The organism is Pseudoalteromonas sp. BSi20311, assembly GCF_000239875.1.
In the GTDB taxonomy this organism is placed as follows: Bacteria; Pseudomonadota; Gammaproteobacteria; order Enterobacterales; family Alteromonadaceae; genus Pseudoalteromonas.
The window spans coordinates 1-15,914 of sequence record NZ_BADU01000140.1; the positions used below are offsets into that span (position 1 = coordinate 1).

13 protein-coding genes and 1 rRNA gene are annotated in these 15,914 nt (G+C 40.5%); 13 read left to right on the top strand and 1 reads right to left on the bottom strand.

The features are described 5' to 3' along the window. The first annotated feature begins 62 nt into the window (after positions 1–62). The 6 genes from rrf to ihfA all read left to right on the top strand — a co-directional run bounded on the left by rrf (position 63) and on the right by ihfA (position 6,204). Positions 63–177, top strand: a 5S ribosomal RNA gene (gene rrf / locus P20311_RS14110). Positions 178–673: 496 nt separating this feature from the next. Continuing rightward, positions 674–1,729: a DUF2066 domain-containing protein gene (locus P20311_RS14115; protein WP_036934517.1), complete on the top strand. Its 1,056-nt coding sequence runs from the start codon at positions 674–676 to the stop codon at positions 1,727–1,729. Then, a complete protein-coding gene (hda, locus tag P20311_RS14120) occupies positions 1,729–2,439 on the top strand; it encodes a DnaA regulatory inactivator Hda (RefSeq protein ID WP_008114063.1) in 711 nt (236 codons plus the stop codon). Before P20311_RS14115 ends, hda begins: the two co-directional genes overlap by 1 nt. Positions 2,440–2,521: 82 nt before the next feature. Then, complete coding sequence (gene pheS, locus P20311_RS14125; protein ID WP_008114065.1) at positions 2,522–3,502, top strand: phenylalanine--tRNA ligase subunit alpha; 981 nt, start codon at positions 2,522–2,524, stop codon at positions 3,500–3,502. A gap of 15 nt (positions 3,503–3,517) precedes the next feature. Beyond that, positions 3,518–5,905, top strand: coding sequence for a phenylalanine--tRNA ligase subunit beta (gene pheT, locus P20311_RS14130; RefSeq protein ID WP_008114068.1), 2,388 nt, complete (start codon positions 3,518–3,520; stop codon positions 5,903–5,905). 2 nt (positions 5,906–5,907) lie between these two features. After that, the gene (gene ihfA, locus P20311_RS14135; RefSeq protein WP_008114070.1) at positions 5,908–6,204 is read left to right on the top strand and encodes an integration host factor subunit alpha; all 297 of its coding nucleotides are present in this window, start codon (positions 5,908–5,910) and stop codon (positions 6,202–6,204) included. Between the two features lie 41 nt (positions 6,205–6,245). On the opposite strand, the gene P20311_RS14140 is transcribed toward ihfA, so the two are convergent. Then, positions 6,246–7,043: a DUF2989 domain-containing protein gene (locus P20311_RS14140; RefSeq protein WP_008114073.1), complete on the bottom strand. Its 798-nt coding sequence runs from the start codon at positions 7,041–7,043 to the stop codon at positions 6,246–6,248. 172 nt (positions 7,044–7,215) lie between these two features. On the opposite strand from P20311_RS14140, the gene P20311_RS14145 reads away from it, so the two are divergent. The 7 genes from P20311_RS14145 to P20311_RS14175 all read left to right on the top strand — a co-directional run bounded on the left by P20311_RS14145 (position 7,216) and on the right by P20311_RS14175 (position 15,902). Beyond that, positions 7,216–8,658, top strand: coding sequence for a glyceraldehyde-3-phosphate dehydrogenase (locus tag P20311_RS14145; protein WP_008114075.1), 1,443 nt, complete (start codon positions 7,216–7,218; stop codon positions 8,656–8,658). Positions 8,659–8,850: 192 nt separating this feature from the next. Then, the gene (locus P20311_RS14150; protein ID WP_008114077.1) at positions 8,851–9,978 is read left to right on the top strand and encodes a M14-type cytosolic carboxypeptidase; all 1,128 of its coding nucleotides are present in this window, start codon (positions 8,851–8,853) and stop codon (positions 9,976–9,978) included. A 361-nt stretch (positions 9,979–10,339) separates the two neighbouring features. Next, complete coding sequence (locus P20311_RS14155) at positions 10,340–11,842, top strand: sodium:alanine symporter family protein (protein ID WP_008114078.1); 1,503 nt, start codon at positions 10,340–10,342, stop codon at positions 11,840–11,842. Between the two features lie 123 nt (positions 11,843–11,965). Next, on the top strand, positions 11,966–12,292 hold the full coding sequence (locus tag P20311_RS14160) for a hypothetical protein (protein ID WP_008114079.1): 327 nt from the start codon (positions 11,966–11,968) through the stop codon (positions 12,290–12,292). A gap of 1 nt (position 12,293) precedes the next feature. Then, positions 12,294–12,575, top strand: a complete 282-nt coding sequence (locus P20311_RS14165) for a YeaC family protein (RefSeq protein ID WP_008114080.1) — start codon at positions 12,294–12,296, stop codon at positions 12,573–12,575. After that, positions 12,565–15,249, top strand: coding sequence for a DUF349 domain-containing protein (locus P20311_RS14170; RefSeq protein ID WP_008114081.1), 2,685 nt, complete (start codon positions 12,565–12,567; stop codon positions 15,247–15,249). The genes P20311_RS14165 and P20311_RS14170 overlap by 11 nt, the downstream gene beginning before the upstream one ends. 98 nt (positions 15,250–15,347) lie before the next feature. After that, positions 15,348–15,902: a DUF1439 domain-containing protein gene (locus P20311_RS14175; protein ID WP_008114082.1), complete on the top strand. Its 555-nt coding sequence runs from the start codon at positions 15,348–15,350 to the stop codon at positions 15,900–15,902. Positions 15,903–15,914: the final 12 nt, after the last annotated feature.

Here is a 15,914-nt window from a genome sequence, read left to right on the forward strand (position 1 = left end):
TTTATTATCAGAATTCCAAATTTTAGTTAGTGCGTAGCGATACGAACTGACACCCAAATTTGCTTGGTGACAATAGCGTTTTGGACCCACCTGACCCCATGCCGAACTCAGTAGTGAAACGAAACAGCGCCGATGATAGTGTAGCATTTGCTATGTGAAAGTAGGACATTACCAGGCTCCAAATACAAGAAAGCCCGACTCGAAAGAGTTGGGCTTTTTTACGTCTGTAGGAAAGTGAAAAACAAAGGTTAAAGGTATTAGGTTAAAGAGAAAGAAAGCCTATTCTCTGCATTGATAATGTACTCTCTAGCGCTGTGGGCACTACGACATTCTACTGCGTTGTCGCTATGTAGTAGCGCACCGACTCCAAATACAAGCAAGCCCGATTCGAAAGAGCCGGGCTTCTTTACGTCTGGAATAAAGTAAAAGAAGGTTCGAGGTGAAAGGTATTGGGTTAAAGGAAGAGAATTGACCAGAATCGAGCCCACGACATTCTACTGCGCTGTCGCTACGAAGTCGTACACCGATTCCAATTAGCCGGTATTTGCTTTTAGGTTTTTTATGATCATTAAAGCGAGCTTAATGGTGTTAGTAACTGAGAAAAATATAATTTTGCTTTGTTAGTGGCTTTGATTTAGGATCAAAACAGTTTAAAACCATGAATGATTTGCCTGTGTATAGATTATTAATTAGCGCCTTATCCATTTTCTTTTGTGTTTCTGTATCAGCAGTTGAAGTAACTGATCTATATCAAGATATTTTGGTTGTAGAAGATAAATCTCGTGATACACGTTTAGATGCTAGCCGCAAAGCGTTGCTGAACGTATTAGTAAAAGTGAGCGGTGATAAAAGCGCGGACGAAAATCAGCTAGCGAAGCAGCGCACCAAAGACATATCTGATTACATGTTAAAATTTGAATACGATGAACGTATCCCCGGAGAGCTTAAATTATTAGTCAAATTTGAGGCTCGAAAGATCAATGCGTTAATTAAAGATCTTAATTTGCCACTATGGGGAGTACAGCGCCCACTAGTTGCTATCTGGTTAGGGATTGAAGATAACAGGCAACGAGAACTAGTAACGCAAGAAAGTTACCCACAGTTAGAGCAACTCATTTATGATAAAGCAAGCCGTCGTGGCTTACCTGTGGTTGTGCCTTTGCTGGATTTACAAGATAGACGCCTTGTTGGAGTCCCTGAGGTTTGGGGGAACTTTTCAGAACCAGTAGAAGAGGCATCTAAACGCTACAGTGCTGAGCGAAGTATTACTGCTAGGATGTATCAAGAATTTAACTCCGATAATTGGGTATTAGATTGGCGCTTCACCAATGATGAAATGTTTGAATCTAACCGAATTATTGGCTATAGACAGCAAATTGTTGCGCAAATGCTTGATGATTTAGCACAAGGTTTAGCTGGCGAATACGCCATCGATCCTAATGCGTATTATGAACAGCGTACTGCTAATTTGACCTTAAAAGGGACTGATACCTTTGTGGATATAGAATTGGCAAAGCGCCGTCTACTCAACCTAAGTGTTGTAACCCAAGCGGTTATCATACGTAAAACTCCCGATTCGGTTGAATTTAAGCTAGATCATACCGGCACTGTTAACGACCTTAAAAAAGCCCTTGGTCTTGATAATGCCTTTAAAGATTATGTTGACCCTCGTGCTTTTTATCACATAGTTGATAAGCAAAGCCTAGAGTATCAATGGGTTGAAAACTAATGCTAACTCAAGAGCCAATGCAAATGGCGCTACCGGTTACTTTACCGGATGATGAAACATTTGCCTCTTATTTTGGTGGAGAAGACTCATTAGAGGTAAGCCATCTAAAAGATAGTTTTGCTAAGCTTACTCATGCTTTTCAGTATACTTATTTGTGTGGCTTAGGAGACTCAGGTAAATCCCATTTGTTATACGCCACCTGTATTCAAGCCCAAGAGCGCGGCTTATCTAATATGCTGCTATCAATGCGAGAAGTTCTACATTTTGGCCCGATGGTTTTAGATGGACTTGAGGCGCTAGATGTATTATGTATTGATGATGTTCACCTAGTGGCAGGTAATGATGCATGGGAAAAAGCGTTATTTAACTTTTTTAATCGCTTTAATGAGCCTAATAAAATGTTGGTAGTAACCGCTGATTTACTGCCAAATATGCTTAATATTAGCTTGCCCGATTTAGAATCGCGTTTGAAGTGGGGTACCACTTTTCAAATTCGTTCTATGAGTGATGATGATAAAGCACAAGCGCTGGTTAAACGTGCGAACATGCGTGGACTTGAACTTAGCGACGAATGTGCGCGGTTTTTATTAACCCGTTTAAGTCGTGATATGCGCGCTTTATTGGATGTATTGGACAAATTAGATCATGCATCTATGGCTGCACAGCGAAAATTAACTATTCCTTTCATAAAATCAACGCTAAAGCTGTAGTAGGTCTAGAATCTAGACCCTGCTTTCAGTTATCATTAGCTAACTAAATTGTAATCACCTTCTTTGAAAGATCAGGTATCGAATGAACTTAGAAAATATATTAGCGCAAGCACTTGAGGCAGTTGCCAGTGCCAGTGAAATCGCGCAACTAGAAGAGATCAGGGTTAACTACCTTGGTAAAAAAGGCGAGATCACCAGCTTACTTAAAACACTGGGTAAAATTGCTCCTGAAGAACGCAAAGAAGCAGGCCAGGTAATCAATCAAGCTAAGCAAGATGTGCAAAGCGCAATTAATGATAAGCGTGAGCTTTTAGCGAGTAAAGCACTTGAAGAAAAACTAGCTGCTGAAACTATCGATGTAACTTTACCAGGGCGCGTTATGCCCTCTGGTGGCCTTCACCCAGTAACACGTACAATTGAGCGTATTGAAAGCTTTTTTGGTGAACTAGGCTTTGAAGTTAAATCAGGCCCTGAAGTTGAAGATGATTTTCATAACTTTGATGCGCTAAATATTCCTGAGCACCATCCTGCTCGCGCCGACCACGATACTTTTTACTTTAATCCTAAGTTGGTGTTGCGTACTCAAACTAGTGGTGTGCAAATTCGTACCATGGAAATAGAGCAGCCGCCGCTTCGTATAATTTCACCAGGGCGTGTATACCGTAATGACTACGACCAAACACATACACCTATGTTCCATCAGGTGGAAGGTTTAATGGTTGATACGGACGTTAGCTTTACTGAGCTCAAAGGTATTTTACATGACTTTTTACGTAACTTTTTTGAAGAAGATATGGAAATTCGTTTCCGTCCTTCATTCTTCCCATTTACAGAGCCTTCAGCTGAAGTAGATGTAATGGGTAAAGACGGTAAATGGTTAGAAGTATTAGGCTGCGGCATGGTTCACCCTAACGTACTTAAGTCTGTTGGTATCGATCCTGAAAAATACACCGGTTTTGCTTTTGGTATGGGTGTAGAGCGCTTAACTATGTTGCGTTACGGCGTAAATGATTTACGTGCGTTTTTTGAAAACGACTTAAAATTCCTAAACCAGTTCCGTTAAGAGTGAAGAAATAAAATGAAATTTAGTGAAAAGTGGTTAAGAGAGTGGGTAAATCCTGCAATTGATACGCAAGCTCTTTCGGAACAGCTTTCAATGGCTGGTTTAGAAGTAGATGGCGTAGAGCCGGCAGCAGCCAAATTTAATGGTGTTGTTGTAGGTGAAGTGATTGAATGCGGCCAGCACCCTGATGCAGATAAACTACGTGTAACAAAAATTAATGTTGGTGGTGATGAACTGCTTGATATTGTTTGTGGTGCACCAAATTGCCGCCAAGGTATTAAAGTTGCTGTTGCCACTGTTGGTGCAGTATTACCAGGTGATTTTAAAATTAAAAAGGCCAAACTTCGTGGTCAACCATCACACGGCATGTTGTGTGCGTTTGATGAGCTAGGCATTAGCGAAGAAGGCGATGGCATTATGGAATTGCCGCTTGACGCGCCTATTGGCACAGATTTACGCGAATACTTAGGGTTAGATGACAACATCATAGATGTAGATTTAACCCCTAACCGTGGTGACTGTTTAGGTATTAAAGGGCTTGCCCGCGAAGTCGGCGTACTGAACAGCATTGATGTTAATACATTAAGTATTCCAGCGGTAGCACCGACAATTGAAGATAAAGTATCAATCGAGTTGGTTAACGATGAGGCTTGTCCTCGTTATTTAGGGCGTGTTATCAAAGGCATTAACCTTAATGCTGAAACTCCTTTATGGATGGTTGAAAAGCTACGCCGTAGTGGTGTGCGTTCAATCGATCCGGTTGTTGATGTGACTAACTTTGTATTATTAGAACTTGGTCACCCAATGCATGCATTTGATTTAAATGCGATTGAGGGTGGAATTAAAGTACGTAGTGCAAACGCAGGTGAAGAATTAGTTTTACTTGATGGTAACACTGCAAAGTTAAATGAATCGACATTAGTGATTGCCGATCATCATAAAGCGCTAGCTATTGCTGGTATTTTTGGTGGTGAGCAATCTGGCGTTACTGACAAAACAGCTGATATTCTGTTAGAAAGCGCATTCTTTAACCCTGTGGCTATTGCTGGTCAAGCACGTAGCTACGGCTTACATACCGATGCATCTCATCGCTATGAGCGTGGCGTAGACTTTGCGCTACAACATGACGCAATGGAGCGCGCTACAGCGTTACTACTTGAAATTGTTGGTGGTGAAGCGGGCCCTGTTGTTGAAGCTGTGGCTGCTGATAAGTTACCTAAAGTAACTGAAGTACGTTTACGTCGGTCACGTTTAGACCGCGTTATTGGTCATCATATTGAAGATGCGAAAGTAACCGATATTCTGACGCGTTTAGGACTTGATGTTAAATTTGACAATGATAGCTGGAGCGCTGATGTGCCAAGCTACCGTTTTGATATTCGTATCGAAGAAGATTTAATTGAAGAAGTTGCACGAGTGTACGGTTATAACAGCATTCCTAATGTTGCACCGACAGCAAAACTTAAAATGACCACGCATGATGAATCAACTGTTGCCCTAAGCCGTTTTCGAAATGCGCTAGTAACACGTGGCTATCAAGAAGCCATTACTTACAGCTTTGTTGACCCTAAAGCGCAAGCTATTTTACACCCTGAGTGTAATGCACTGGTATTACCGCACCCAATTTCAATTGAAATGTCAGCGATGCGTGTAAGTTTAATGCCTGGGCTGCTTTCATCTGTTGCGTATAACCAAAACCGCCAACAACCTCGTATTCGCTTATTTGAATATGGCCTTAAATTTATCAGCGATGAAAGCGCAGAAAATGGCGTTTACCAAGTGCCTGTTATTGGTGGCGTTATTACTGGTTTGGTACATGGTGAGCATTGGGTTGAAGAAAAACGCAATGTCGACTTTTATGACCTAAAAGGGGATGTTGAAGCATTACTTGCAATTACCAACGATGTTAGCCGCTTTGAAATTAAAGCTGAGCAATCGGATGGTCTTCACCCGGGTCAGTCTGCCGTTATTTATGTTGATGGTAAAAAAGTAGGTTTCTTTGGCGCATTACATCCTCAAGCGCAAAAATCGTTAGATATCAACAATGCTACTTTTGTGTTTGAAATTGAAATGTCGGCATTAGAAAAAAGAAATTTACCTCAAGCTGTAGGGGTGTCTAAATTCCCATCAAATCGCCGCGACATCGCTATTTTAGTACAAGACAGCGTTAAAATTGGTGATATTTTAAACGTCATCGGAAAAGTTGGCGGAAATCAATTGGTTGACCTAAACTTATTCGATGTGTATAAGGGCAAAGGTATTGAGCCAAATTATAAGAGTTTGGCGATTGCTCTAACACTGCAGGCGGTTGATAGAACACTCGAAGAGAAAGATATCAATCAGGTAGTTGATAACGTGGTGGCCGCACTGGCCGAACAGTTTAATGCATCGTTGAGGGACTAGATATGGCGCTTACTAAAGCCGACATAGCTGAACACCTATTTGAAAAGCTCGGGATCAATAAAAAAGATGCCAAAGATTTAGTTGAAGCGTTTTTTGAAGAAATCCGCTCAGCGCTTGAAAAAGGCGAGCAGATTAAGCTCTCTGGATTTGGTAACTTTGATCTTCGAGATAAGAAAGAAAGACCGGGACGTAATCCGAAAACGGGAGAAGACATTCCAATTTCAGCACGTCGCGTAGTTACTTTTAGACCGGGACAAAAGTTAAAGACCCGTGTCGAAGTAGGCACAAGCAAAAAATAAACAAAAAGGCAGCGCAAGCTGCCTTTTTTGTATCTGTTGTATTATTTCCGGGGGGAAATAAACTTTCCTTGATCTATTTGCTGCAAAGTCTGCTCGGCTAACCTATCTAAACTCTCTAAATTCTTTCCTTGTGCTATTAACTGCTGCTCAATTAATAATATGTCGATATTTTTTATCCCAGAGAGCTCTGCTATTTTGGCAAAAATGTACGCGTGCTTATATTGATGATGCTTGTAAAAAAGGCTAATTAAAGAGGTGTATATTTCTGGATCAGGTACTTGCTTAGCTTGATTTAACGCCAGTGTGTTGTATAAAAAACCAATCGCTTTGTGCTCATCAACTTTAATATAATAAGACGCCAAGTAAAATTGCATTTCAGCACTCGTTTCAACCTCAGCAGTATTTTCTAGAGCAAGTAACCGGGTGAGTGCTGTTTCATCATTGTTTCTTGACCAATGGTAATAGAGTAGGCCAGGGTGAGTGGTTGCTTGTGTTTGCTGATAAATACGTGCCATTTCTTTATTACTAGTGAGATACGCTCGTCGACGGGCGGTGGTTTTACCTTTTAGCTTTATATGCTGAATATTAGCAGCTAAGCCGATACATTGGTTGTAGTGCTCAAACGCTTTGAGTAATTGATACTTGTGCTCATCGGTTGGTTGTAAGGATTCGCGGTAGCGAGAAAAAATAGTACGCTCTCGCTGTGCCTTACAGTGGCTATCGTGGTTAAGATCATTGCACATGGCGGGTGATTGCGCACAAACATCTTCAACGATAAAAGATTCTTCGCACCCTGCAAACAACAATGCAAAAGTGAGGGTTATGCGCTTAAAAGCCATCCGAGCCTCTCAATCATCAATAAAGTATTATTCTAGCCTAAACTTTAGTCTCTAACAGTGGAGAATAAAATGAGATTAAATTAGAATAGGCCTGCCCGAAGGAATGTGTTGCTCTCAAAATTCGATACATTCTTAGGCTATCCGTTCAAAATTGTTTAATTAGGTAAAAAAAATGACCTCATCTCACGAGTTAGAATACACAAGTAGCTGGCAAGAACGTCAAGATTACGCTGAAAGCATGCAACCAATTATTGGTAAATTGTACCGTAATCGTGGTATTGAAATCGCTGTTTACGGCCGTCCATTAGTAAACTCAAGCACTATAGATATTATTAAGTCTCACAAATCAGTAGCTCAGTTTGAAGGAACTAAACTTCGCCTACGTGAAAGCTTCCCATTCTTAGAAGCTATTAGCAAAATGGAATTAAATTCTGCCCGTATCGATATTGGTAAATTAGCATACAGCTATTTATACACAGATGCTGCGAATGGCCGTTCAGTAGAAGAGTTCGTTAAAGACGAGCTAGCTGAAATTGTTGATTCTGAGCCTAAAGCGCCACGTGACGTAGTACTTTACGGCTTTGGTCGTATCGGTCGCTTATTAGCACGTTTGTTAATTGAAAAATCAGGCCCTTATGCGGATCTAAACCTACGCGCTATTGTTGTGCGTGGTGGTAAAGACGGCGATTTGGAAAAACGTGCAAGCTTATTGCGTCGTGATTCTATCCATGGTCCGTTCAATGGTTCAATTACCATTGATAAAGAGCGCAATGCAATTAAAGCTAACGGTAGCTACATTCAAGTTATCTACGCTAATTCGCCAAGCGAAGTTGATTACAGCGCTTACGGTATCGAAAACGCACTTGTTGTTGATAACACAGGTATTTGGAAAGATGAAGCTGGTCTTGGTCAACACTTAGAATCTAAAGGTGCTGCAAAAGTATTATTAACAGCGCCAGCTAAGGGCAACATTAAAAATATCGTTTACGGTGTAAATAACCAAGATATTTTACCTGAAGATAAAATTGTATGTGCTGCAAGCTGTACAACTAATGCAATAACACCAACATTGAAAGCATTAAACGATCAGTTTGGTATTAAGAATGGTCACGTTGAAACAGTTCACTCATACACTAATGACCAAAACTTAATTGATAACTACCACAAAGCAGAACGTCGTGGTCGTGCTGCGGCACTTAACATGGTTATCACTGAAACAGGTGCAGCAAAAGCGGTATCTAAAGCATTACCAGAGCTTGAAGGTAAACTAACAGGTAACGCAATCCGTGTACCTACACCAAACGTATCGTTAGCTATCTTAAACTTAAATCTTGAAAAGAGCACGACGGTTGAAGAGCTTAATGCGTTTTTACGTGAAACAGCACTTCACTCAGACCTACGTGATCAAATCGATTACACAGCGTCAACTGAAATTGTATCTACCGATTTAGTAGGTAGCCGTTACGCAGGTGTTGTTGATTCTCAAGCAACCATTGTTGATGATAACCGTGTTGTACTTTACGTATGGTACGACAATGAGTTTGGTTATAGCTGTCAGGTAGTTCGCTGTATGCGCGACATGGCAGAAGTCTCATTCCCAAGTTTACCTCGATAAACACATGAGCAATTAAGAAAAGCCAGCACTTGCTGGCTTTTTTAGGTCTGAAGATTTTTAAAGTGAAGCGGTTATGGTACGCTTTATTAAATTAGGTACGTAGTAATAGCCGTTTAAAGTGCATGAACACGTACTTACCTCTTGGCTAAATCCCTTGGTCAAGATACACAGTTAACTAATAGGTTTGTTGTAATGAAAATCAGTAGCAATTTTGACAGTGGTAATATTAAAGTTATTGAAGCCACCGATCCGTTAAATATTCAGTTAGAAATTAATAAAGATTATCAGTCTGAGTTTTATCAGTGGTTTCACTTTCGTCTTGAAACAACGCCTTATCAACTACATCAGTTAAATATTAATAATCTTGATAAGTCTGCATATCCAGACGGTTGGGTAGACTACCAAGCCGTTGCATCATACGACCGTCAAACATGGTTTCGTGTACCGTCTTCGTATGAAAATGGCACACTAACATTTGAGCTTGAGCCTGAGTGCAGCAGCGTTTACTTCGCCTATTTCGCTCCATATAGCTACGACCGTCATTTAGATTTATTATCATGGGCACAAAGCCAAGAAATTTGCCAACTAGAAACACTAGGTCAAACCCTCGATGGGCGTGATATGAGCGTGCTTAAGATTGGCCAGCCAAGTGCAGATAAAAAAGTCATTTGGGTTACCGCTCGCCAACACCCAGGTGAAACTATGGCAGAGTGGTTTGTAGAAGGCTTATTACACAAGCTACTTGATGATGAAGACCCACATGCTGCAGCCTTACTATCAAAAGCGGTATTCTATGTAGTACCAAACATGAATCCAGATGGCAGTGCACGTGGTCACTTACGTACTAATGCTAAAGGGGTTAACTTAAATCGTGAATGGCAAACGCCAAGCATGGAAGACAGCCCTGAAGTTTACTTGGTGCTTAATAAAATGCGCGAAGCAGGCTTAGACATGCACCTAGACATTCACGGGGATGAAGCTATTCCATATAACTTTGTTGCCGGTAGCGAAGGTATACCAAGCTATGATGCACGCTTAAAAGGCTTAGAAGATAGCTTTAAAGCCGCGCTTTTAACGATTACTCCAGAGTTTCAAGATACTCATGGCTACGATAAAGACGAACCAGGTCAAGCTAACTTAACAGTAGGTTCATCAGCGACCGCTGAAGAATTTAAAGCGCTTACTTACACAGTTGAAATGCCATTTAAAGATAATAATGACTTACCAGATCCAGATTACGGCTGGTCAGATCGCCGTTCATATCAATTTGGTCAAGACACGTTAGCAGCCATTGTTAATGTTGTAGACAACTTAAGATAAAACGTTTGTTTCAAAGGGTATCAATAATATTGATACCCTTTTTATTTTAAGCTAAACCGGCCGTACCAGAAAATAAAATTCATTTACCCACCACAGCACCAAAACATTCCAATACACCTTCTCGGCAGATTTAATACCGCATAGTCTATATCAACCTGCACTGCGTAAAACGTCATCGACAAGTCTATAGTGAGTTGTTTTGAAAATTAACTGTTAACAAGGTTGGGTACTTAAGTTAATATAAATTAAACAATAAGAAAGACGGAAAAGATTAACCCCTTATTTCGTAAAGCTTATGACAGGTATTCTGAATAGCAGAGTATGGTAATTAATAATAATAAATATAACTGTGAGGATGTTCATGGAAGCTTTTGTAAGCGCCGTTAATGATGTTGTTTGGAGTAATGCACTCATCTATTTATGCCTAGGCGCAGGCTTATTTTACTCAGTGCTAACTCGATTTGCTCAAGTTAGACATTTTAAAGAAATGTGTAAGCTATTATTTAGCCCTAACACTTCAGAGAAAGGGATCTCGTCTTTTCAAGCCCTTGCTGTCTCATTATCTGGCCGGGTAGGGGTTGGTAATATTGCCGGTGTTGCAGCCGCAATTGGTTTTGGTGGTCCAGGTGCTATTTTTTGGATGTGGGTTGTTGCTTTTTTAGGTGCAAGCACTGCATACGCAGAATCAACATTAGGTCAAATTTATAAATTAGAAGAAGACGGGCAATACCGCGGTGGCCCAGCGTATTATTTTGACCGTTGTTTAGGGCAAAAGTGGCTGGCTGTATTATTTGCTGTGTCGGCAATTATAGCCTGTGGGGTTTTCCTACCAGGGGTACAAGCAAACGCTGTAGGTAATGCATTCACTCAAGTATTTGGTGATGGCACTATGGTGTCTACAAGTTTTGGTGACGTAGGCAGCTTTAAACTGGTTGCGTTGGCTATTATTCTTATTGTTTTAGCGTTTATTATTTTTGGTGGTATAAAACGCATCGCTAACTTTACCCAAATTGTTGTGCCATTTATGGCGCTTGGTTACATCGTTCTCGCCTTAATTGTGGTATTTATAAACTTAGACAAAATACCGGGCATTTTCTCGCTCATCATTGGTGATGCATTTACAGCTCAAGCAGGCTTTGGTGCCGCAATTGGCTGGGGTGTTAAGCGTGGAATATACTCAAATGAGGCCGGTCAAGGTACAGGCCCTCATGCAGCGGCTGCAGCAGAGGTTGATCACCCTGCACAGCAAGGTTTAGTTCAAGCTTTTTCTGTTTATGTTGATACACTCTTTGTATGTACAGCAACGGCATTAATGATTTTAATAACGCAGCAATACAACATTGTTGGCGAATTACCTGCGGGTCAATTCATTGTACAAAACGTTGATGCAGCAACTGAAGTGGGGTCAGCAGCGTTCACCCAAATGGCGTTGTTTAGTGTATTTGGTGGCTTTGGGGAAGCGTTTGTAGGCATCGCCTTATTTTTCTTTGCTTTTACCACCATACTGGCTTACTACTTCATTGCAGAGACGAATATCGCGTACTTAAACCGCTACTTTAAAGGAAGTATTCCGCTTGTAGCCGTAAAACTTGTCATTATGTTTATGGTAGCCTACGGCATGGTTAATAGCTCAGGTTATATTTGGACTATTGGCGACATAGGCGTTGGCTTAATGGCGTGGATAAACATATTGGGTATATTAGCTATTTTCTTTGTCGCTAAACCGGCCTTAACATGTTTGAGTGATTATGAAGACCAGAAGAAGAAAGGTGGAGAAATCACGTTTGATCCCGTTAAATTAGGGATTAAAAACGCCACTTTCTGGGAAAAACGTCTTGAGAAGCAATCTAAAGACGCTGAATAAACAGACCCTAATAACCTAATATGAACTATTGGGTTAAATTCAAAAAAGACAAAGAGCAATAAAACAAGTACAATGAAAAGCGCCGAAAGGCGCTTTTTTTATGCGTAGTATGGAGAGAGATGTATGGCGATTATTCGTTGCCCCAAATGTGCAAAATCAATTTCAGATAAACATCCGCAGTGTCCACATTGCCAAAGTAACGTTGCTGAATTAAATGCCGAGCAAGTTCAACAACTTCAACGTGAGCAGCGAATTAAAAAGCAGCAAATGTTTATGAACCACTCCTTTTTAGCGCTGATCTTATTTTTAGGTGGCTTCTTTTGTTTGTACTTCCTACAACCTCAAGAAAAAACACTTCAGTGGTATGCGTATACCTCAGCCATAGGCATTGGCTGTATTTGGTACCTTATTAACCGTATTATTTTAGTGACTCTGAAAAAGAAAAAATGACATGAATATTGACAACCTAGTACAGAATATTACTCCAGAATTATTTGAGCGTCTGCAATATGGTGCATCAACAGGAAAGTGGCCAGATGGCACACCTTTATCAGATGAACAAAAACAACAAACAGTGCAACTTGTGATGTTGTATCAAGCAAAAGTAGCACAATCAAACGAGCAGTTTACCATTGGTGCAGATGGAGAAATGATCCAAAAAACCAAAGCGCAACTACAAAAAGAATTTAAATCAGATAACGAAATAGCTAGGTTCAGTGAAAATGATCTTTAAACACCTTTTTACACCAAAATGGAAACACCCGAAGCAACAAGTTCGTTTAGATGCGATTGAAAAACTTGATGTAGCACGCGACGTAACAATTTTAAGCACCTTAGCGCTTGAAGACTCATCGGCTGAAATTCGTCGTAAAGCACTGCAAAAAGTAAACGATTTACCGCTTTGGTGGAAAGCTTACAAGCAAGATCAGGCATTAAAAGATGTGGCTGAGCAACAAATTTCGTCTGCTGTATTAAACAGTGAAAGTAGCTTATCGGCACAGATTAAAAATGAGTATATTGAACGCTTTGCACCGGTTAAAACCCTTGAAAAACTAGCATTTGCAGAAAAAGAACTGCAAGTGAGAGTTAAGCTATTAAAACGCCTAGCAAACCCTAAACTGATTGAAAAAGCCTTTAAAGAAGCCAATGAAGAGCTGCAAAAGCAGTTAGTTGATTTAGTGATTACACAGCAGTTAACTAAAGCTTTGTTAAAGCATGCTCAAGGTGAAGCTAAAACGGCCCTTGAAAGCCATCTTGAAAACGAGCGTTTAGCGCTTGAAATGCCAGCGCAAGTTGAAAATGCTACCCGTGTTATTTTAGCCAAGCTTAATGCACTGCGTGATAAACACGACTACGCTATTGTTGACCCACAAGCCGCCGAACTTATGGCACAGTGGCAAGCATTAGAGTTAAAATGGCTAAACGAAGAACATGTAAAAACCCTTGATGCTAAATATATTTCAATTACCGATAAGCTTGATGTTCACATTGCCACATTGAAAGCGCAGCACGAAATAGAGCAGCAACGTTTAGCGCAACAACAGCGCCAAGTCTTAGCATTAGCCACGTTAGAAGCGTTGAGTGAAGAAATTGAAAATGCATTACAGTTAGGATTAGAAACGCCAGAGCAAATTCAGCAAGATTGGCTAAATGCCAAAGTAGCGCAAGCGAAAGATACGCTAGATAAAACGCAACTGATGGCTGATCAGCAATCAAAACAAGTGATTAATAAGCTTGAGCAGCTATTCTCACAAGTTGCTAAGTTACCTGAGCTAACTACGGCTATTAAAGAGTATAAAATCGCCTATAGTACGCTTAGTGAAATAAAACCTGCAGAGCAACTTAGCGATTACGATCAACAGTTAACAGCGTTCAATGACACATTTAAAACTGCACGTAGTCACCTAAATGTACTTAGCACTGATTTACAAGCGTCATTCAAAACTCAGCTTAACAGCCATAAGAAGCAGTTTTTAGCCGCAATGAGCGAACTGACAAAGCCGCTAGAAAAAACCCAGAGCCAAGCTAAGCGAAAAGCGCGCGATGTTAAACGCTTGATTGAAGAAGGTCGTTTTAATGTTGCATTTGGCGTATTTAAGGGCTTCGAAGAGCTATACAATGCCTTAACTGAAAAGTATCAACAGCCACTGGTTAACTTAAAAGCCGACCTAGAAGCGCAATTAGCCGATGCTAAAGACTGGCAAAAGTATGCAGCGGCTCCTAAGCGCGCTGCACTTTTAGAAGAAGTAACACTGTTAGTTGTTGAGCCTTGCAACGATCCACAACAGCGTGCGGATCAAGTTAAAGTACTTCGCAAGCGTTGGAACGAGTTAGGACGCCTTGATACAGAGCAAGAAAAGCAGCAAGGTAATGAGTTTGATGAAAAAATTGAGCTTCTGTTTGCACCGTGTCGCAGTTATTTTGCAGAACAAGAAAGCCAGCGAGAAGCGGCTAAAGTAGAGCGTGAGCAACTAATAGCGCAAATGCATTCGCTGCACTTACAAGCGACAGAGGATGCTGATTTAGATTGGAAACAATTTGAAAGTCACTATAACCGATTACAAAAAGCATGGCGTAGCGTAGGTAAAGTTGATCCTAAAACATACCGAGTATTAAACGAGCGTTACAAGGCAGAGCAACAGCTTGTTGTATCTTCACTTAATGCGTTTCACAAAGGCAATGCTGCACTTAAAAATGAGCTTGTTGAGCAGGCGCAACAGCTATCTCAAAGTGAAAACCTAGCAGAGGCGTGTCAGCAGTTAAAGCAGTTACAGCAACAATGGCAGAGTATAGGTTTTGCAGGCTTAAAAGCTGAGAATGCACTGTGGCAAAAATTCCGTGAGTTTAATGATGCAACATTTACTAAACGCAGCGAAGAGTTTGAACAGCAAAAACGCGAGCAAGGTGAGTCAGATAAGCAGGCTACAGCTGAACTTAATGAGCTAGAGGCGGCTTTAAATAGTGTTGAAGGTAAAGCCCAATTACTGGATCTGCAAACCAAAGTTAAAGGGTATATGCCATTTAAATCGTTAACGCCTAAAGTATCCGCTTTGTTGTCAGCTATAGATGAAAAGCTAACCGGATTAGCTGCCAAAAACGAACAAGCTAACTTAAACGCATTATTTGTTGCGCTTGAGAATAATGAACCAGTGCCAAGTCAGTTTACTGGTGCGGTAAAAACGGCATTAAGTACCGAGCAGTTGCTCACGCGTATGGAAATACTGGCTAACGTCAGTTCGCATGATTCAGCGCAGAGAATGGTTGAGCAAGTGGCAATGCTAGATGACAAACACCGTGGTGACCACGCTGATTTAAACTATTATTTAAAGCAATTAATAGCGCTCAGCGAAGGTTCAGTCAAAGCTGACACACTAGCAAGGTTAAAAGTTATTTTTGCTGTAAACTAAGCGCAATGACTTTTATCAACTAAAATAAAAAAACCGCTATTAAAGCGGTTTTTATTATGGCTACTTACTGCCAAGACGATTAATGAATAGGGTTTTGCATGAAAATTTTTGTTTTTATTTCACTATTATTTTTAACTGCCTGTAACAGCACTCAGGGTATTTCGGTTTATTCATTTACAAATTCAGAGGTTGAGTCATTACTAAATAAAGAGTTACCTAAATTAAGTGAAAAAGTCAGCCTGATGGGGCTACCAGTCCAATTTGATGTGAATGATTTAAGCGTTAATATTGGCCCCGACAACAGTGATTATGTTTTATTAGGTGCTGATTCGAGCGCCGAGATTAATGCCTTTGCATTAAAGTACCCTGTGCGCTTAAAGCTACAAATACAGGGCACCCCTTTTTATGACAGCGAGAAAAAAGCCGTATTTTTACGTAATGTTAAGTTACTCGATTCAAGTATTGATGCCGGGGGTTTTAAAGGCAATTTAGGGTTATTAGATAATGAGGCGATGGAAGTTATGAATGCCTTTTTAGCGGTTAACCCTGTTTATAAGTTAAATATGAACGACCCTAAAATGGCATTGTTAAGTAATTTACCCTTAGATTTAAAAGTAGTCGAAGGCGCTATTAAGCTAGTGCCTCGGTTATAATTTAGATCCAAT